An 18,628-nucleotide genomic window follows, 5' to 3' on the forward strand; every position below is an offset into this window, starting at 1 on the left:
AACAAGTGCTTGGCGTCTCTGGAATTCCTCTAAATCTGTGGATCATTCTGGAGTAGACCTGTTTTGATCCCGCACGGTGGTGTCTCGCCCACATGGGATGGAAATTGCACGACTCGGTGGTTATTCGACTTGTGTTTGGACCAGATCGTGAACACCTTCTGACGGGCAGAAACCATGGACATTCTGCGACCAATCTATCCACAGGGGTATCCTCATGGCTGTCAACATCGTGCTTGCCTCCGGATCCGAGATCCGGCGGACGCTGCTGGAGAATGCCGGGGTTCCCGTGCGTGTGGATCCGGCCCGGATCGATGAAGAGATGATCACGCAATCTCTGCAATCCGAAGGCGCCTCCCCCAGAGATGTGGCCGACGCCCTCGCGGAATTCAAGGCTGAGAAGGTTGCGAGGCGCGCGCCTGACGCCTTGGTCATTGGCTCTGATCAGGTGCTCGATATCGGTGGGACACTTCTGTCGAAACCTGAGACACCGGAAGAGGCCGAGGCCCAGATCACCATGTTGTCGGGCAAGACTCATCGGCTGCATTCGGCCGCGGTGATCTATCATGAGGGCAAGCCCGTCTGGCGCCATGTGGGGCAGGTACGCCTGACCATGCGCCCGGTCGGAGCTGACTATATCAAGACCTATGTGGCCCGGAACTGGGACAGCATCCGGCACGCGGTCGGCGCCTATAAGCTCGAGGAAGAGGGCGCGCGGCTCTTTGCGCGGGTCGATGGCGATTATTTCACGGTTTTGGGCCTCCCCTTGTTGGAATTGTTGAGCTATCTCACCCTGAGGGGAGAGATCGACGGATGACAGACCACAAGGTGCCCATAGCTGGCGTGATCGGAAACCCGATCGCGCATTCCCGGTCGCCGCATCTGCACGGCCACTGGCTTCGGACCTATGGGATCGATGGGTATTACGTGCCGCTGCATGTCCAGGGTCAGGATCTGGCCGAGGTGTTTCGCGCCCTGCCGAAGTTGGGGTTCAAGGGGGTGAATGTCACCCTGCCCCACAAAGAGCGCGCGCTGGAACTTGCGGATCGGGTCTCGGACCGAGCGGCGCTGATCGGCGCGGCTAATACCATTACATTCCAACCGGATGGCACGATTCACGCGGATAATACCGATGGCTATGGCTTCATCGAGAACCTGCGTGCCGGGGCCCCGGGCTGGTCGCCCCGCACGGGTCCCATCGTCGTACTGGGCGCGGGCGGTGCCGCGCGCGGTGTCCTCTCGGCGCTGCTCGAGGCCGGAGCGCCCGAGATCCGTCTGGCAAACCGCACCCGCGTGAAGGCTGAAAGCCTGCGCCATGATTTCGGGCCCCGGGTCACGGTTGTCGACTGGCATCGGGTCTCGGACGTTCTCGAAGACGCGACGACGTTGGTGAACACGACTTCCCTCGGGATGGAGGGCCAGGCGGAGCTATCGATCTCCATCGACGCGCTGCCGAGGGATGCGGTTGTCACGGACATCGTCTATCGCCCGCTGATCACCAAACTTCTCGGCACGGCCATGTCCCGTGGCAATCCGATCGTGGATGGGTTGGGCATGCTCCTGCACCAAGCCGCGCCCGGGTTCGAACGGTGGTTCGGATTGCGCCCCGAAATCACGCCAGAGCTCCGCGCAGCGGCTCTTGCCGAATGATCAAGATCGGGCTGACCGGCTCCATCGGGATGGGCAAAAGCACCACCGCCGCCATGTTCGCGGCGCGGGGCGTTCCGGTCTGGGACGCGGACGCGGCGGTTCACCGTCTCTACAGTCCGGATGGTGCCGGGGCGGAGGCGATTAGCCGCCTATTTCCCAGCGCAGTCACCGCCGAAGGCGTGGATCGTAGCATCCTCAAGACCGAGATTGCCCGGGATCCGAGCGCCCTCAAGTCCATCGAGGCCGTCATCCATCCGCTCGTCGCCGCGGATCGCGCGGCGTTCGTGGCAGAGGCCGAGGCCTCCGGCGCCAAAGCGGTGCTGCTGGATATCCCGCTTCTCTTTGAAACCGGATCCGCAGATCAGATGGATCTGGTGGTCGTTGTCTCGGCTTCGCCCGAAGCGCAACGCGCGCGAGTGCTCGCGCGCCCGGGTATGACCGAGGCGCAGTTCGACACGATCCTCGCCAAACAGACCCCCGATGCCGAGAAACGCGCCCGGGCGGATATCGTGATTTCGTCCGAGACTCTGGACAGTGCCGAGGCGGGGGTGGACACTGTCATGCAACACCTGTCGGAGAACCAAGATGCGTGAGATCGTTCTGGATACGGAAACCACCGGGTTCGAGCCATCGGAAGGGGATCGCATCGTCGAGATTGGCGCGGTCGAGCTTTTTAACCACATGCCCACGGGCAAGGTGTATCACCAGTATATCAACCCGCAGCGCAGCATGCCGCAATCGGCGTTCGAGGTGCACGGACTGGGCGATGAGTTCCTCGCCGACAAGCCGGTCTTTGCCGCGATTGTCGATGAGTTTGTCGAATTTGTCGGGGATGCCAAGCTGGTTATCCACAATGCGGCCTTCGATATGAAATTCCTCAACGCAGAGTTGGGTTGGGTTAACCGCCCGCTCCTGCCGATGGATCAGGCCCTCGATACTCTGGCGATCGCGCGCAAGAAGTTTCCCGGCTCGCCGGCCTCGCTCGACGCCCTGTGTCGTCGGTTTGGGGTCGACAACTCGGCGCGGGAAAAACACGGCGCTTTGCTCGATTCCGAGATTCTGGCCGAAGTGTACCTCGAGCTCATCGGGGGTCAGCAGCCAGGCCTGGAGCTTGGCGCGCGCGCGTCCAGCGGTGGGGCAGGGGCCAATGCCCAGTCCCAGAGGGTCGCAGCGCGGCCAAACCCGCTGCCGCCCCGGATTACGGACACGGAAAAGGCGGCTCACGCCGCCTTTGTCGAGAAGCTTGGGAATGGCGCGCTTTGGATGAAAGCGCGCTGATCTCTTAGGCTTGCGCGGTCGGCGCGGCCTGCTGGGCGGCGGCGCGACGGGCGAGTTCCTGACGGTAGAGCGCCACGAAATCGATCAGGTCGAGATTCAGCGGCGGGAAGCCACCGTCGCGGGTCACATCGGACACGATGCGGCGCACGAAGGGGAAGATCATCCGCGGGCATTCGATCAACAGGAACGGATGCATCTGCTCATCCGGCACGTTCTCGATGTGGAACACGCCTGCATATTCGAGCTCCAGCCCGAAAATCATGTCACCGCTGTCTTTCGTCTTGGCGGTGATGTTCAGCTTCATCGCGACTTCGTATTGGTTGTCCGCCGGACGCTTTTTGGCGTCGAGATTGACCTGCACCTGAATGTCGGGCTGGGCATCGCCCTGCAGACCCTTTTGCGCGGCGATATTCTCGAAGGACAGATCGCGGATGAATTGCGCCAGGATCTTGAGTTGCGGCATCGCCTGCTGTTCTTGCGGAGCGGCGGCGCCGTTCGTGGTTTCGTCAGCCATGGAATCCTCGTCGGGTTATCTGATTGGAGCCGCTCCTATCAGGATGCGCGCGGCCCCTCAATCCCGGCTCGGGTCTTTCGTCCATCCCGACGGGCCGCTCGGCCCGGGCTCGGCGACGTCAAGATCCGTGTACTCCGTATCGATGGTCTGATCCGAGGCCGGTTGCCGTCGCTGCGGACCCGCGCCCATCTCGAATTTCTGCACATTGATGCGGGATTTCGCATAGCGCATGATCGCCAACCGTATGGGCGGGATCAGCAGGGCAAATCCAACCGCGTCGGTAAAAAACCCTGGCGTCAGCAAAAGCGCGCCCGAGAACAGGATCATCGCCCCATGGGCCAGCGCCTCGGACGGATCGCGCAATTCCGAGAAGGATCCGCGCAGGTCATTCATCGCCTGCAGCCCCTGGGACCGGACAAGTGTCGTGCCCAGAAGCGCGGTCAACACCACCACGGCGAGGGTTGGCCAGAGGCCAATTGCCCCGCCGACCTGAATGAACAAGGCGATCTCGATCAAGGGCACGGCCACAAAGAGCACAAAGAGCCACATTTTAAGCTCCTCCGGGGCAGGGGTGAAGGTGGACTTGCCACCGGCTCGACCTTACATATGCAATCTGACCCAAGATACCATAGATACACCGCCGCGCGAGGATCCAATGAATTCAAACATGCTCCAAATCCTGGTACTGATTGGAGTCGCTGTCTTCCTGATCCTCCGGCTGCGCAGCGTTCTTGGCACCCGCGAAGGGTTTGAGAAGAAACCGATGCCGCTGGACGCGCCGGAGCGCGATGTTTCACCCCGTCGCGATTTCGAGGTGATCGAAGGTGGACCGGACAGCGACATCACCGACCACGTCCCCGATGGCAGCGACAGTGCCAAGGCGCTTGCGGCCATGAAGATGGCCGAGCCGGGCTTTAACGTGAGCGAGTTCCTCGCCGGATCCCGGGGGGCCTATGAATGGATCCTCATGGCGTTCGAGAACGGGGACATCTCCGAAGTTCAGGACTTCATGTCCGAAGAACTCTACGAGGCCTTTGACGAGGTCATTTCCCAGCGTGCCGAACAGGGCCTGACGGTGGAGGCCGAGTTTATCGGCGTTCGCGAAACCAGCCTTGTGGAGGCGGCGTTTGATCGTGACACCTCTGAAGGTGAGATCACTGTGCGCTATGTGGCCGAGCTGGTCTTTGCCGTGCGCAATGCCGCCGGTGAGATCGTCGAGGGCGACAGCACCGAGATCAAGCGGCAGCGCGACGCCTGGACTTTTGCGCGGATCATGGGATCGGACGATCCCAACTGGCGGCTTGTTGCGACCGGGGAATGAGGCAACTGGGCGCGGCGCTTGCCGGGCTGTCTCTGATGATTGGCACAGCGGCACAGAGCGCTTCTGTTAAACTCCTGTCGTTTGACGACCTCAGCGGCTGGGCGGTCGACAGCCATATGGCCGCGCTCGAGGCGTTTCGGACGACATGCGTTGACCTCAAGGACCCGGAATGGGCCCCGATCTGCGCTCTTGCGCGCGAAACCGAGGATGCACGCGGGTTCTTCGAGACACTCTTCTTGCCGGTGTTGATCGGCGGCGAGGAAGAGGCGCTTTTTACCGGCTACTACGAACCGGAATTGCGCGCATCGCTCCGGCGCGAAGGCCCGTACCAATACCCGCTTTACCGACGACCGCCCGAACTGCCGCGCGGGCAGGCATGGCATACGCGCGGGGAGCTTGAAGAGGGTGGTCTGCTCGATGGGCGCGGGCTCGAAATCGCTTACGCGCGCGATCCGGTAGAGGTGTTCTTCCTGCAGGTTCAGGGCTCTGGCCGGTTGCGCCTACCCGATGGCAATGTGCTGCGGGTCGGGTTTGCCGCCAAGAATGGCCATGATTACAGCTCGGTCGGGCGCGAGCTGGTGCGCCGTGGGCTGTTCCAGCCACATCAGGTCTCGGCGGACCGGATCAAGGACTGGGTTCGCGCCAATGGCGAGGATGGGCGGCGGCTTCTGCACCACAACAAATCCTTCGTGTTCTTCCGCGAGGTTTCGCAAGTGCCGGCCTATCTCGGACCGCTCGGCGCGATGAACCGCTCGATCACCGAGATGCGCTCTATCGCTGTGGACCCGGCCTTCACGCCGTTGGGTGCGCCGGTCTGGGTTGAAAAGGGCGGAGCGCGGCCGCTCAATCAGTTGATGGTCGCGCAGGATACCGGTTCGGCGATCAAGGGCGCGCAGCGGGCCGATATTTTTTACGGCACCGGCGAGGCTGCGGGCGCGCAGGCCGGGCGCATCCGTGATCCGGGCCGGATGGTTGTGTTGCTGCCGATCGAAATGGCGCTGGCCTATGTGGAAGGCGGGGATTGAGATGTCCAAGCGCCCGCCCAGACGACTGCGCCCCGACGAGGAGGCCCTGTGGCAACGCGTGGCCGAGACCGCAACGCCGCTGCACAGGACGACCCTGCCGAAACCGACCGATATCGAACGGCCCAAGCGGACCCCAAAAACCCCTGTTGTAGAGCCTGTTTCGCCCTTCTCGATTGGCGAAAAAGCTCAGACCCGGATGACCCATGATATCGCGCCCAGCATGGCCGATCAGATCCGCGCGGCGCCGGTGGCGATGGATCGCAAGGCGTTTGGTCGGCTCAAGCGCGGCAAGCTCAGCCCCGAAGGGCGGCTCGATCTTCATGGGATGAGACTCGCGCAGGCGCATCCGGCGTTGAACCGCTTCATTCTCGGGGCGCATGCGCAGGGCAAGCGGCTGGTGCTGGTGATCACGGGCAAGGGCAAGGATCGCGATGCGGGCGGGCCCATTCCCGAACGTCTCGGGGTGTTGCGCCATCAGGTGCCCCACTGGTTGCAGATCCCGCCGCTGAACGCGGTCGTGTTGCAGGTCAGTCAGGCCCATATCCGCCATGGCGGGGGCGGGGCCTATTACGTCTATCTACGTCGGTCGCGCTAGCCCGGCCGTGGCCTGCAACCGGCGCAGAGACAGGGTCAGCAGCAGGATTGAGGCGAGAATATAGAGGCTGATCCAAGGCATTTGCGTTGGAAAACCGAACCCGGCATCGATCCCGAACCCGGTGAAAAGCGGCCCGATGGCCGACCCGACGACCATCAGGGCCGTCGCCACCGCCTTGATCGCACCCAGATGCCGTGTCCCGAAACTGTCAGCCCAGAAGGCGGCGGGCAGGGCGTTGTTTGCCCCGGCAGTCACCGCCATCAACCCGATGCCGAGGCTCAGGGTCCAGATGGACTGGGCACCGGCGAGGATCAGAAATCCGAGCGCGAGGGGCAGGAGGTAGAGCGGCATCAACCGCATGCTCCCCACCCGGTCGATCAATGCACCCGTACTCAGCATCGCCAGCACCGACAAGGCGGAATAGAGCGGAAAGAGCGCCACGAGCTCCAGATGCGGCAGGCCCTTGGCCTCGGCCAGATGGACCTGTTGAAAGAAGAACGCCGTGATCAGGGCAGGCGGCGCGATCAACCCGGGCACAAGTCCCCAGAAGAGGGGCGAGCGCAGCACCTCGGTCCGGGACCAATGGCGATTGCCCAACCCGGTGGCTTCATAGGTTGCCGCGAAGCTTTGCGGCGTGCGTTCCGTCTGCAAGAGAAGTCGCAGAGGCGGGATCGTCAGCAGGGCGAGAGCCGACGTCAGAACCCAAAGCTCCCGCCATGGTGCGACGGTCAGAAGTGCGACGAAGATCAGCGGCAGCAGTGCCTCCCCGATGGAAAACCCAAGCGAAGAGACGGCAATCGCCTTGCCCCGGGTGGCCGTGAACCAGCGTGCGATGGCCACGCGCGAGATGTGGCTGAGCATGCCCTGACCGCTGAGCCGGAGGGCAAAGACAAAAACCGGCAGCATCCAGACCCAGGGGTTCAGTGCCATGGCGAGGCAGGCGCAGGCCAATCCGCCCATGGCCCAGGGGCCGAGACTGCGGGCGCGGTGTTGATCGGTGAGCGCGCCGAGCCAGACCATCACCGCCGCCGCGGCAAGGGTGCCGCTGGCATAGATCGCCCCCCATGCGCCGTGGCTCAGGCTAAAGCTGGCTTGGATCTCGCCCGCGAAGATCGAGATGAAGAAGGTCTGGCCATAGCTGCTGGAAAACGCGAGCAACCCGCCAGCGCCAAGCCAGCGGGCATTGCTGCGAAGGAATCCGGAATGCGCCATGGCCCAGCCTTAGGGCCGGGCGCAGGCAAAGGAAAGCTCAGAGCACGTAGCGGCTGAGATCGGTATCCTTGGTCAGCGCGCCGAGGTTTTCCTCGACGAAGGCCGCATCGACCGAGATCTCGTCACCGGACCGGTCCGGGGCGGTGAAGCTGAGCTCTTCGAAAACCCGTTCCATCACCGTGTAGAGCCGCCGCGCACCGATGTTTTCCACCGACTGGTTCACCTCGGCAGCGATCCGGGCCAAGGCGGCGATACCGTCCTCGGTGAACGAGACGGTGACCTCTTCGGTGCCCATCAGGGCGGTGTATTGCAGGGTCAGGGCGTTGTCGGTTTCGGTCAGGATCCGGACGAAATCCGCCTCGGTCAGGGCGCGCAACTCGACCCGGATCGGCAACCGCCCCTGCAATTCCGGCAAGAGGTCCGAGGGTTTGGCGATGTGGAACGCGCCGGAGGCGATAAACAGGACATGGTCGGTCTTCACCGGGCCATACTTCGTGCTGACTGTGGTGCCTTCGATCAGGGGCAGCAGGTCGCGCTGCACGCCCTCGCGGCTGACATCGCCGCCGCGCGCGTCGGACCGGGCGCAAACCTTGTCGATCTCATCAAGGAACACGATGCCGTTCTGTTCCACCGAGCTCACGGCGGTGCGGTTGACGGTCTCGTCGTCGAGCAGTTTGTCGGCCTCTTCACCGATCAACACTTCGTAACTTTGGGCCACGGTCATCTTCTTGCGCACGGTGCGCCCGCCAAAGGCCTTGCCGAAGATATCGCCCAGATTCATCCCGCCACCCATCTGGCCCATCCCGGGCTGACCGGGAATGTCGAACATCCCCATGGGGTTCGAGGTGTCCGCCACTTCGAGCTCGATGATCGTATCGTCCAGCTCCCCGCTCTTCAGCTTGCGGCGGAACATCTCGCGGGTTGCTTCGCGGGCATCGGTCCCGGCGATGGCTTCGATCACCCGTTCCTCGGCGGCGCTATGGGCGTTGGCCTTGACCTCATCGCGCATATGCTCGCGGGTCATGGTGATCGCGTTTTCGACCAGATCGCGGATGATCTGTTCCACGTCGCGGCCGACATAGCCGACCTCGGTGAACTTCGTGGCTTCGACCTTGATGAAGGGGGCCCGGGCGAGCTTGGCCAGACGGCGACTGATCTCGGTCTTGCCAACGCCGGTCGGTCCGATCATCAGGATATTCTTGGGATAGACCTCTTCGCGCAGATCATCGCTGAGCTGTTTGCGGCGCCAGCGGTTGCGCAGGGCGACGGCGACCGCACGTTTGGCGTCTTTCTGCCCGATGATGAAGCGATCCAGCTCGGATACGATTTCGCGGGGGGTCAGGTCGGTCACGGGGCGGTCTCCTGCGGTAAGTCTGCTCGCTAGGTAAGGATGTGCGCGGAAAACGCAAGCCGAGGGGCGGTGTGGGGCCTAGGCCTCGATCGTCTCAACGGTGAGGTTTCCGTTGGTATAGACACAGATATCGGCTGCGATCTGCATGGCCTTGCGCGCCACGGCCTCGGCGTCATGATCCGTCTCGATCAACCCCCGCGCGGCGGCGAGGGCGAAGTTTCCGCCCGATCCGATCGCTGCAATGTCGTGCTCAGGCTCCAGAACATCCCCCGCGCCGGTGATCACCAGCAGATGCGTGCCATCGGTCACGATCAGCATCGCTTCGAGCTTCTGCAGGTACTTGTCCGTGCGCCAGTCCTTGGCAAGCTCGACCGCTGCGCGCTGCAGCTGGCCCGGTGTTGCCTCGAGCTTGGCCTCGAGCCGTTCGAGCAGGGTGAAGGCATCGGCGGTGGAGCCCGCGAACCCCGCGACCACGTCATGGCCCCCGGGGCTCAGCCGTCGAACCTTGCGCGCGGTTCCCTTGATGACGGTCTGTCCGAGGCTGACCTGTCCATCGCCGGCAACGACGACCTTGCCGTCCTTTTTCACGCCGATGATTGTGGTCCCGTGCCAGCCGGGGAAATCTGTGTCTGCCATGGGGGCCTCCGTCCTTGCCGGTCTTATATGCGGGTGCGGACCCGGTTTCGCAATGTCCCGGGTCCCCGGTCGTGGCCGAGCGCGGCGGATCGGGCACGAAAAAGGGCGCCCGGAAGCGCCCTCACCCGTGTCATGTTCAGGCTGCGCGCGTTCAGAGCGCTTCCTGAATCCAGCTTTGCAGGGCCGCCTTGGGGGCCGCGCCGACTTTGTTCGAGATGACCTGGCCATCCTTGAACATGAAGAGGGCCGGGATCCCGCGGACGCCCATCTGCGCCGGGGAGTTCGGGTTCTCATCCACGTTGATCTTGGCGATCTTCACCTGACCGTCGAACTGCTCGCTGAGCTCTTCGAGGGCGGGGCCGATCTGCTTGCAGGGGCCGCACCACTCCGCCCAGAAATCCACCACAACGGGGATGTCGGATTTCGTGACTTCGGCGTCGAACGTATCGTCGGTAACGGCAACAGTGGCCATGTCGGTGCCCTCCTTGGGGGATGCATATCTCGGGGACGGAACGTAGGAACCAGCTCGGGAAAGGTCAAGCAGAGGCTCTGGTTTGCAACGCCTCGATCACCAGCTTGTGCGGCAGGGGCATGAGGGTTGCGGTCCGGGTCCAGAGGATGGCCGTCTCGATGGCGCGGTCCGGGTAGATTGCGCCAAGCGCTTCGGCATAGGCCCCCATCTGCCGCAAAAGGCCCAGCGGCACGGTCTCGGCCTTGTCCGGCACCACGGCGTTGGTCTTGAAATCCACCGCGAGGACCCGGTCGGGCGTCACCAGCAGACGGTCGACCGTGCCGATCATCTGGCCACCGCCGAGACTGGGGAGCGGTGCGGTCAGGTCTACCTCTGCCAAGGTCTCTGGGGCGAAGATCTCTGCAAGCGCTGGCGCGTCGAGCACGGATTGCGCCTCGGCCAGACAGGCGCCGCCGTCCTCGGCCCCGTCCAGCAGGGCGGTCGTCGCGGCGGGCCAATCGGCACGGGGCAGGGAAGGCAGGTGTTCGAGCAGACGGTGGATCCGATCACCACGCGCCATGGCCGCATCCTTGTCGCGTCCTGCATCGCCGCCCTCGACGATCTTTGCCCCATCTAGCCGGGACGGTGTGATCTTTGCCAAAGCCGGTGGCGGCGGGGCGAGCGGCGTGCCTGGTGGGGCCGGGGGCCGGGGCGTCTCGGCCACCGCAACCCGCAAGGCGCCTTCGAGGGGCCAGTCCCCATGGGCCGCGCGCAGCCCTTCGCCGGTGGGCGTGGCCAGCGGCATCGCATTTTCCATCGCGCCCATCCCCGCGCTGACCATGGCATGCCAACTGTCCGCGCCCGCGCCGGTCTCGCCCGCTGCGGCCACGATCAGCCAGCTCTCGGCTCGGGTCAGCGCCACGTAGAGAAGCCGCATCCGCTCATCATCGGCTCGGTCTTTCTGTTCCTGCGCCACGCTCTGACAGGTCCGTGAGCGCGAGGCATCATTGCCCGCCCAGACCAACGGCCCCTCGGGCAGGGGCAGCATCAGCGTCCGCCCGGGATTGCCCCTCGGCTTGGCGCAGTCGGGCAGGATCACAATGGGTGCCTCGAGGCCCTTGGCCCCATGGACCGTCATCACCCGGATCTCGTCCCGACGGGCATCGATCTGGCGCTTGATCTCCATATCGTCCTGCCGGAACCAGCTGACAAACCCGGTCAGGCTCGGGACCTCGGCCTGCTCGTATTGCAGGGCCTGCGCCAGCAGAACGTCGATCCCTTCTTCGGCCTCGGCCCCGAGCCGCGCAATCAGCCGCTCGCGCCCCCCATGCCGGGTGAGGACCCGGTCGAGCAGGTCATAGGGGCGCAGAAAGTCCGCCTGATCCCGAATGTCCTGCAAAAAGGCGACGGTCTCGGCCCGGGTGTCGCCCTCGTCTCGGAGCGCGGCCCAGAGGAAGGGCGATTGCCGGGGTTGCGCCAGCGCGTGGAGCTCTGTCGCGCTCCAGCCACACAGGGGCGAGCGCAATACGCAGGCCAGGGACAAGCTGTCTTCCGGCGTGGCGGCAAAGGCCAGGAGCGCCATGAGATCCCGCACCGCCAGTTCCGCCCCCACGCGCAGCCGGTCCGATCCGGCGATGGGCAGGGCCTCGGTCTTGCAGGCGCGGATCAGCTCGTGAAAGATCTCGGACCGCCGCTGCACGAGGATCAGGATATCGCCGGGCGTGACGGGCCGTGTCTCGCCCCGGGCGGTGGTGATCTGTGTGCCGCGGTCGAGCATGGCCCGGATCTCGCGCGCGATCTTTCGGGCCAGCAGGAGCCGTGCATCGTCCTGCGCCGGTTGATCCACCGGATCGGTCCAGGGGCGGGCCTCCTCGGTTTCGGTCTTGGGCAGGGCCGGCCAGAGGTCCACGCGCCCGGGCAGATCCGGGTGAAAGGCCAGATGTTGCGACGCGCTGCCCAGCCCGCGATGGGCAAAGAGCGCGAAGGTCTGGTCCACCAGCTGCAGCACCGCGCGGGACGACCGAAAGGAATAGAGCAGGAGCTTTTCTTCCAACGGCGTGCCGACCTGCGCCAGGGCCGTGCCGAAATGGCCGCGCATCCGGTCGAACCCGGCAGGATCCGCGCCCTGGAAGGAGTAGATCGACTGCTTTTGATCCCCGACGACAAAGATCGTGCGCCGTGTGTCCGTGCGCGCACCCTGACCGGCGGTGAATTCGCGGGTCAGAAGACGGATAACCTCCCATTGCACGGGCGCGGTGTCCTGCGCCTCATCCACCAGCATATGGTCGATCCCGCCATCGAGCCGGAACAGCACCCATTGCGCCACGCCCGGATCGGTCAGCAGGGCCTGGGCCCGCAGGATCAGGTCATCGAAATCGAGCCAACCGCGCGCCTGCTTGCCGTCCTGATAACGGCGGATGAAGACATGGGCAAAGGCGTGGATCCGCGTGGTCATCGCGGCCAACCCGAGGGCCAGCCGCGTCTCGCGGGCCTCTTCGATCCGGGCCATCAACCCGTTGAGCGCGTCCTGGTCCAAGCCGAGGGCCGCGCGGGTGGCCTTGGTCGGAAACCCGTCAATCTTGGCCCCGAAAGGGGATTTGGCCTTGGCGCCAAAGAGGACGAGCGCCTCCAGCGCCTCGAGCCATGCCGGACCCTCGGGCAGGGCGCGGAGCGCGCGGAGTTTCCCGCTCGCCTTTTGATCCGTGGCCGTGCCCGACGCGCAGGCCGTCGCCACCCGATCAAGCAACTCGCTATCCCCGGGCAGCAGCGTGCGCGCGACCAGTGCTTCCATGCTATCGTCCGGGTGTACGTCCAACGCGGCATAGATCGCCGCGGGGTCCGGAGCGACCTCGAAATGCGCCCTGTGTTTCAGCAGGGTCTGGATCAGATCCGGAAGGGTCGTCTCGTCGATATCCCGTGAAATCGCCTGTAAAAGAGCCTGATCCGGCCCGGAGGCCATGTCGCGCAGCACCGCCTGCAGAAGCTCGGCGCCGGCGCGGCTGTCCATCTCCTGAAACTGGGGGGAGACCTCGGCCTCCAGTGGGAAGCGCCGCAAGAGCCCCGCGCAGAAGGAGTGGATCGTCTGGATCTTCAGCCCGCCCGGCGTCTCGATCGCGCGGGCAAAGAGGGTCCGCGCGGTGCGGCAGAGGTCTTCGGTCAGGTCCTGTTGCAGCAGCCCCAGCGCGCCCAGCTTGCCGCGCAATTCGCCATCCTCCAGCATCGACCACGCGCCGAGCGTTCGAAACAGCCGGTTCTGCATCTCGCTCGCCGCCGCCTTGGTATAGGTCAGGCAGAGGATCCGCTCCGGCGGCACCCCCTCCAAGAGCAGCCGCGCCACCCGATCGGTCAGAACCTTGGTCTTGCCCGAGCCCGCATTGGCCGAAAGCCAGACGGAATAGTCCGGATCGGCGGCCTGCATCTGCGCAAGGCTCGCGTCGTCAGGCGCGATCATGGCATCTCCTCCGGGCTGGGCAGGTCGGTCTGGTCCCATTCGCCAAACCGGCTGAGATGGTCGTATTCCGAGACATGTTTCAGGTCGCGCGGCATCCGGCGGGCCGTGTAGCCGCGGCTGCCCGCGAGGAACCCATCGAGGATCTCGACAAACGCCTCCCGCGCCTTGCCGATCTCGTCGGGAGTGAGCGCGAGGCTGCGCTCGCCCAATCCCTTGTTCAGCCTCAGATAGCTGATCCGGGCAATGTCCAGCGGGGGAAGATCCTCGAAATCGCCGGCGGCGGCGATGATCGCCTCGAGATGGAGCTGTTTGACCAGCGCGTCGATCTGCTTTTCGGAGGGAAGCTGCCCGGTTTTGTAGTCATAGAGGATCGCGCTGCCGTCTTCGGCCCGGTCGATCCGGTCGGCATTGCACGAGAGCGTCACGCCGTTGCCGAGCTGGGTCGCGCCCCGGATCTCGAAGGCGATGGGGCTGGCCGTGGCCTGTCGGGCGCGTTCCTCGGCGGCGAGGGGTCCGGCGAAACTGGCAAAACGCGCCGTCCATTGCAGGCGTGTCTCGGGCCAGGGGACCAGTGCGCCGATCACCCGGTCCGCCGTCTCCATCAGATGCGCCTCGGTGAGTTCGGCGCCCTCCGGCAGGGATTTGAGCGCAGATTCCATGATGCCATGGAACACGGTCCCGCGCAGGGCCGGGGTCGGTCCGGGATCCAGCGGTTGGAGCGGCGCGAGGCGCAGCACATCGCTGGCATAGATCTGGTATGGATCGCGGATCAGCGTTTCGACCCGCGAGGCCGAGATCCGGAGCCGGATTTGCGCGCGCTTGACCCGGGGGGAGGGGCGCGGTGTCGCCGGGTTCATGATGTCCGGCCGATCCAGTTGCCCGGCGCAGGCAATCATCGCATCCCCCCGGGCGCGGGCCGCTGCCAGGGCCGTCTGCCCCTCGGGACCGATCCCGTCGAGCAGGTTGGTCAGCCGGTTCAGCCATCGCGACGGCACCGTTTCCGCCTCGCTGTCCCGGGTGGCGCGGGTCAGGATCACCTCCGGCGCGCCAAAGGCCTGCTGGAAATCATGGGCCGAAAGGCCGACCTGCCGTTCCGGGACCAGAAGCCCGGCTTCATGCCGCATCCGCCGGTTCATCCACGGGTCCGGATCGGGAAGCCCCGGCCAGACGCCCTCGTTCAACCCCGCAAGCACCACAAGATCCGCGCCTTGCACCCGCGCCTCCAGCGTCCCCCAGAAGGTGATCCGGGGATCGGGCTGAATCGGGTCGCGCACCTCTCCGGCCGCAAGGACCGAAGCCAGCAGGGACGCATAGTCCCGGGGTGTGATCGTGCCGCCAGCCTCTGCGGCCTCGCGGATCTGGTCGAGCGCCTTGAGCGCCTGGGCCCCGGCTTCCTTGTCCCAAAGCCCGCCCGTCCCCACAGCATTCGGCCCGGCGGCAAGTGCTTCGCTGCGCGCCCGGTGCAGAGCCTCCAGCGCGGCGACGGTCTGCGCCGGGGTCTTGGCCAGATCGAAAAGCGTTGCGATCACCCAATCGACCCAAGGTCCACGGGTCGGATCGATGGTTTTCGAGCCCGGAGGCGGGGTCTCGGCCCATTGGCGCAGGGTGTCCGGGGTGATCGCAAGACCGGGCGCGGCGCGTAAATGCAGTTCCAGCTCCCGTGTGTGGCGCAGATGGGTCCCGCGTTCGGGATGCTCGGAATGGGTCAGCGGATGTTTGAGCACCACGAGCAGGTCCGCGGCCCCAAGCTCGGCCCCGATCAGCCCCGCCACATGTCGCAGAAGCCGCCCCGGGGCCGACAGGATCAGTGGTTTGCCCGCGCTGTCATCCGGTACGATCCGCCAGCGATCGAGTGCCGCCGTCACCTGCCGCGTCAGAACGCGGTCCGGCGTGATCAGCGCCACATGGCGGTTCTCGGCGGCTGCGGCACGCAAGGCGGTGGCGATGCTGAGGGCCTCTTCCCGCTGGGAACTCGCCTCGATCAGGGTCACCCCCTCCAGCGCCTCTGCGATCTCCCCGAGGCTCGGCCCCTCGGCACGCCATTGGTCGGTCACGGGCGCCGGGCGCAAGGCCAGCGAGGTCAGCCGGTTCCGGGCGGGCACGGGCGCGGGCGCCGTCGTCCAGAGCGGCAGGTCCTCGGGCCGCAGATCCAGCGCGGCAAGCAGGCGGGCATAGCGAAACTGCGGATGATCCTCATTGCTGAGCGCGTCGGTCATTCGGTGCCAGACCGCGGCCGGCTGGTCGGTATCAAAGCCGGGCAGGATCAGCGCCCCTTGGGGCAGGCGCGCGACTGCCTGCATCAACAGTGATGTCGTGCCCCGTGACCCGGTGGACCCGATGATCAGGATCGGGTGGTCCGAGGGCTGCGCCTCCCACTGGGCGATCTGGCGCAGGACCGCGTGCCGTTGGCGTCCTTGCGGGCCCGGCGGCGCGGCGGTGCTGTCGAGAAATGGCGCGACAATCGAGATGAACCGCAGCGCGCGCTCCCAATGCGCCGAGAGATCGCCCACATCGAGCCCGGTCAGCCGGTCGAGAGACACGCCCTCTCCCTCGCATTCATCGAGCAGCCGGACGAGGCTGGCTGACAGGTCAAACAGCGCCGAACGGGGTGCGATATCCGGCGCGGCAGCGATGAGTTCGGCGACCAGCGCGCTCAGCTCAAGCTGCCGTTGCAGGCTGGACGTGGCCTTGGGCAGTGTCAGATCCCGTGCCCCGATATCCGTCAGCAGCCGGATACGGGGCAGGAACCCGGCGCGGCCCTGCGCGCTCAGCTCGTCGGTCAGACGGCGTTGCATCCGCGCGGTGTTCACGAAGATTTCGACCCGGGCCAGCGCCTCGGGCGGGTGATCGGCCAGCCGGTGGAGCAGCCCGTCGAGGCTTGCCTTGGGGAAGTCGAGGCCGATCGGCACCCCAAAGACACGGGCGGTATCAGCGGGCGGAAAGAGGGGCTTGGTCGTCATCGATGCGTCGCGAGCATGGTTTCGGCGATGGCGATCCCCTCGGGTGTGCCCACATCTGCCCAATGGCCCGAATAGACGAGCCCGCAAAGGCGGCCCTGCATGGCCATTCTGTCCCAGAGCGTGTTGAGCGAGAACACCCGGTCCGGGATCTCGGCGAGGCCATCGGGCGCGATGATTTGCGCGCCGGTATAGGTGAGCGGCCCGCCCCGGGTAAGTCTGCCATCGTTTGCGCAGGTGAAGTCCCCGGTGCCCGCATGCCCGTGGGTGCGCTCTGCCGGGATCAGCAGCAAGAGCGCGTCCATGCGCGACGGATCCCAGGCCGCGCGGAGTTGTGACAGCGCGCCCGGGTCGGACCAGACCGCGTCGGAGTTCAGGGTGAAAACCGGGCCGGGGCCCAACAGGGGAAGTGCGGCGCGCAACCCGCCGCCGGTTTCGAGCCGTTCCTCGGGTTCGGGGCTGATCCGGATCTCCGGTCGGGTCGCGAGATGCGTTGCGATTTGTGCCGCCCGGTAATGGGTATTGACCACGCAGCGGGGCAGCTTCGCCGCCGCCACCAGATCCAGTGCGTGATCCAGCAGAGGTCGTCCAGCCACGCGGACAAGCGGTTTCGGCATGTGATCGGTCAGGGGCGCCATGCGCGTGCCGCGCCCCGCCGCAAAGAGCATCACCGCGTCGGGCATGAACCGGCCCGTGCCCTGAGGTCGTCCAGATGCGCCGCGCTGGGCGGCGGCAGGGTTTCGGCTACCAAAGACCGGAGCGTTCCGAGGCTCGGGTGCTGCAGGCTGTGCTGTAATTGGTCCCAGACCCGGGGGATCAGGTCCACGTAGCCGGGCTTGTCGAAATGCAGGGACAGGCGGGCGAAGACCCCGAGGATCCGCAGGGCGCGCTGTGCCGTCAGGACCGCCACCGCATGATCGAAACCGGGCAGATCACTCGCGAACCAACCGAACACATCACTGCGCAGCGCCGCCACGACCTCAGGCGGGACGTGGCGCCGCGCATCGTAGAAGAGCGAGGCCACGTCATAGACCGGATGCCCGAGGGCTGCGTCCTGAAAATCAAGCAGGCCGACCCGGCGCAGCCCGGTCTCATCCGGGCACCAGATCAGGTTCTCTGCATGGTAGTCCCGCAGCACCGGAACCGATCGCGACCAGTCCAGCGCGGCCAGCGCCGCGGCCATTTCGGCGGCAAGGGGGGCGGTGTCCTCGCTGCCTGCATACCAGATCGGTGCAAGGGTCGCGGCCTCGGCCATCTCTGGCGTGCCATAGGCGGGCAGGGGCGGCGGCGCACCCGCATGCAGGCTACGCAGAACGGCGAGCGCTTCGCGGTAGAGCGGGACCTGCTGCTCTGGATCGGCTTCGAACAGCCGCGCATAGAGGCCATCGCCCAGATCTTCGAGCAGCAGGAATCCCTGCGCCTCATCTTCCGCGAGAATGGCAGGCGCGTGCAGACCGAGACCCTCCAGATGCCGCGCAACAGAGAGAAACGGCGCAACCCGTTCGCCGGTTTCGGGCGGGGCATCCATCAGAACAACCGGGCGGTCCCCCAGGGTCAGCCGGTCATAGCGGCGGTTCGAGGCATCGCCTGCAAGGCTGCGGATCATCTCGCCCTGCCACCCGGCCCGGGTCAGAAAAGCGTGCTTGGCCGCGCCTCGATCCGTCATGCGGCCTGCCTCAGACAGGGGGCCAGCCGCGCGGTCCAATTGCCCCCCAGCTCGGTGAGGGTCAGCGTCCGTCCCTCGCCCGTATCCGCCGGGCGCAGGGCCAGGACCAGGGCGTTCTGCGGCAGGTCCGCGCCCAGCCGGCCGGGCCATTCGATCAGGGTGATCGCGCGGGCATAGGCGTCATCGAGGCCGAGCGCATCGATCTCGCCGGGATCGACGAGCCGGTAGAGATCACAATGCCAGAGCTCGAGCGAGCCCAGATCATAGGTCTGCACGAGGGTGAATGTGGGCGAGGGGACATCCTCGAGCCGGTCCAGCGCCGCGAGCCGGGTCTGGATGATGGCGCGGCTGAGCACGCTCTTGCCGGCACCGATCTCGCCCACCATAAGCAGACTGTCCCCGGCACCGAGCAGCGGCGCGAGACAGGCCCCGAAGGCCTGGGTGCTGGCCTCATCGGGGAGGGAAATCGTGGCGAAAGGTGCGGGCGACATACCTTGGTTGTAACCGGTGCGCGCCCGGCTGCA

18 protein-coding genes are annotated in these 18,628 nt (G+C 65.6%); 7 read left to right on the forward strand and 11 right to left on the reverse strand.

What is annotated here, in order from left to right:
• The first annotated feature begins 214 nt into the window (after window positions 1-214).
• The 4 genes from ACP15I_RS08390 to dnaQ are packed head-to-tail and all read left to right on the forward strand — an operon-like array spanning window position 215 to window position 2,925.
• Entirely contained in the window at window positions 215-814 is a 600-nt protein-coding gene (locus ACP15I_RS08390; RefSeq protein ID WP_424974703.1) for a Maf family protein, read from the forward strand.
• Window positions 811-1,647 carry a shikimate dehydrogenase gene (locus ACP15I_RS08395; protein ID WP_424974704.1) on the forward strand — a complete coding sequence of 279 codons (837 nt, stop codon included), beginning with the start codon at window positions 811-813 and terminating at the stop codon, window positions 1,645-1,647. The genes ACP15I_RS08390 and ACP15I_RS08395 overlap by 4 nt, the downstream gene beginning before the upstream one ends.
• Window positions 1,644-2,240 carry a dephospho-CoA kinase gene (gene coaE, locus ACP15I_RS08400; RefSeq protein ID WP_424974705.1) on the forward strand — a complete coding sequence of 199 codons (597 nt, stop codon included), beginning with the start codon at window positions 1,644-1,646 and terminating at the stop codon, window positions 2,238-2,240. The genes ACP15I_RS08395 and coaE overlap by 4 nt, the downstream gene beginning before the upstream one ends.
• Window positions 2,233-2,925: a DNA polymerase III subunit epsilon gene (gene dnaQ / locus ACP15I_RS08405; protein WP_424974706.1), complete on the forward strand. Its 693-nt coding sequence runs from the start codon at window positions 2,233-2,235 to the stop codon at window positions 2,923-2,925. The genes coaE and dnaQ overlap by 8 nt, the downstream gene beginning before the upstream one ends.
• Before the next feature lie 4 nt (window positions 2,926-2,929).
• Here the strand turns inward: dnaQ and secB are convergent, their stop codons facing one another.
• Together secB and ACP15I_RS08415 are read right to left on the reverse strand one after the other, a co-directional pair.
• Entirely contained in the window at window positions 2,930-3,439 is a 510-nt protein-coding gene (gene secB / locus ACP15I_RS08410) for a protein-export chaperone SecB (protein ID WP_424966146.1), read from the reverse strand.
• A gap of 57 nt (window positions 3,440-3,496) precedes the next feature.
• Entirely contained in the window at window positions 3,497-3,988 is a 492-nt protein-coding gene (locus ACP15I_RS08415) for an FxsA family protein (protein ID WP_424974707.1), read from the reverse strand.
• A 106-nt stretch (window positions 3,989-4,094) separates the two neighbouring features.
• Here ACP15I_RS08415 and ACP15I_RS08420 point away from each other — a divergent pair, with 106 nt between their 5' ends.
• Genes ACP15I_RS08420 through ACP15I_RS08430 form a run of 3 tightly spaced genes read left to right on the forward strand, consistent with a single transcriptional unit; the run spans window position 4,095 to window position 6,380 of the window.
• On the forward strand, window positions 4,095-4,760 hold the full coding sequence (locus tag ACP15I_RS08420; protein ID WP_424966149.1) for a Tim44/TimA family putative adaptor protein: 666 nt from the start codon (window positions 4,095-4,097) through the stop codon (window positions 4,758-4,760).
• Window positions 4,757-5,785, forward strand: a complete 1,029-nt coding sequence (locus ACP15I_RS08425) for a murein transglycosylase A (protein WP_424974708.1) — start codon at window positions 4,757-4,759, stop codon at window positions 5,783-5,785. Before ACP15I_RS08420 ends, ACP15I_RS08425 begins: the two co-directional genes overlap by 4 nt.
• A 1-nt stretch (window position 5,786) precedes the next feature.
• Window positions 5,787-6,380 (forward strand): Smr/MutS family protein, encoded by a 594-nt coding sequence (locus tag ACP15I_RS08430; RefSeq protein ID WP_424974709.1) that lies wholly within the window; start codon window positions 5,787-5,789, stop codon window positions 6,378-6,380.
• On the opposite strand, the gene ACP15I_RS08435 is transcribed toward ACP15I_RS08430, so the two are convergent.
• From ACP15I_RS08435 to tsaE, 9 genes are all read right to left on the reverse strand, one after another.
• On the reverse strand, window positions 6,363-7,592 hold the full coding sequence (locus ACP15I_RS08435) for an MFS transporter (RefSeq protein ID WP_424974710.1): 1,230 nt from the start codon (window positions 7,590-7,592) through the stop codon (window positions 6,363-6,365). The genes ACP15I_RS08430 and ACP15I_RS08435 overlap by 18 nt on opposite strands.
• Before the next feature lie 37 nt (window positions 7,593-7,629).
• Complete coding sequence (gene hslU, locus ACP15I_RS08440) at window positions 7,630-8,943, reverse strand: ATP-dependent protease ATPase subunit HslU (protein ID WP_424974711.1); 1,314 nt, start codon at window positions 8,941-8,943, stop codon at window positions 7,630-7,632.
• 78 nt (window positions 8,944-9,021) lie between these two features.
• Window positions 9,022-9,579 carry an ATP-dependent protease subunit HslV gene (gene hslV / locus ACP15I_RS08445; protein ID WP_424966154.1) on the reverse strand — a complete coding sequence of 186 codons (558 nt, stop codon included), beginning with the start codon at window positions 9,577-9,579 and terminating at the stop codon, window positions 9,022-9,024.
• Between the two features lie 151 nt (window positions 9,580-9,730).
• Complete coding sequence (trxA, locus tag ACP15I_RS08450; RefSeq protein WP_424966155.1) at window positions 9,731-10,051, reverse strand: thioredoxin; 321 nt, start codon at window positions 10,049-10,051, stop codon at window positions 9,731-9,733.
• Between the two features lie 64 nt (window positions 10,052-10,115).
• The gene (gene addA, locus ACP15I_RS08455) at window positions 10,116-13,481 is read right to left on the reverse strand and encodes a double-strand break repair helicase AddA (protein WP_424974712.1); all 3,366 of its coding nucleotides are present in this window, start codon (window positions 13,479-13,481) and stop codon (window positions 10,116-10,118) included.
• Window positions 13,478-16,441, reverse strand: coding sequence for a double-strand break repair protein AddB (gene addB / locus ACP15I_RS08460; RefSeq protein ID WP_424974713.1), 2,964 nt, complete (start codon window positions 16,439-16,441; stop codon window positions 13,478-13,480). Before addB ends, addA begins: the two co-directional genes overlap by 4 nt.
• Window positions 16,438-17,121 (reverse strand): nucleotidyltransferase family protein, encoded by a 684-nt coding sequence (locus tag ACP15I_RS08465; RefSeq protein ID WP_424974714.1) that lies wholly within the window; start codon window positions 17,119-17,121, stop codon window positions 16,438-16,440. The genes addB and ACP15I_RS08465 overlap by 4 nt, the downstream gene beginning before the upstream one ends.
• Window positions 17,106-18,104 carry an aminoglycoside phosphotransferase family protein gene (locus ACP15I_RS08470; RefSeq protein WP_424974715.1) on the reverse strand — a complete coding sequence of 333 codons (999 nt, stop codon included), beginning with the start codon at window positions 18,102-18,104 and terminating at the stop codon, window positions 17,106-17,108. The genes ACP15I_RS08465 and ACP15I_RS08470 overlap by 16 nt, the downstream gene beginning before the upstream one ends.
• Complete coding sequence (gene tsaE, locus ACP15I_RS08475) at window positions 18,101-18,595, reverse strand: tRNA (adenosine(37)-N6)-threonylcarbamoyltransferase complex ATPase subunit type 1 TsaE (RefSeq protein ID WP_424974716.1); 495 nt, start codon at window positions 18,593-18,595, stop codon at window positions 18,101-18,103. Before tsaE ends, ACP15I_RS08470 begins: the two co-directional genes overlap by 4 nt.
• Between the last annotated feature and the right edge of the window lie 33 nt (window positions 18,596-18,628).

It is taken from the genome of Dinoroseobacter sp. S124A, from assembly GCF_049801015.1.
Classification (GTDB): domain Bacteria; phylum Pseudomonadota; class Alphaproteobacteria; order Rhodobacterales; family Rhodobacteraceae; genus Dinoroseobacter.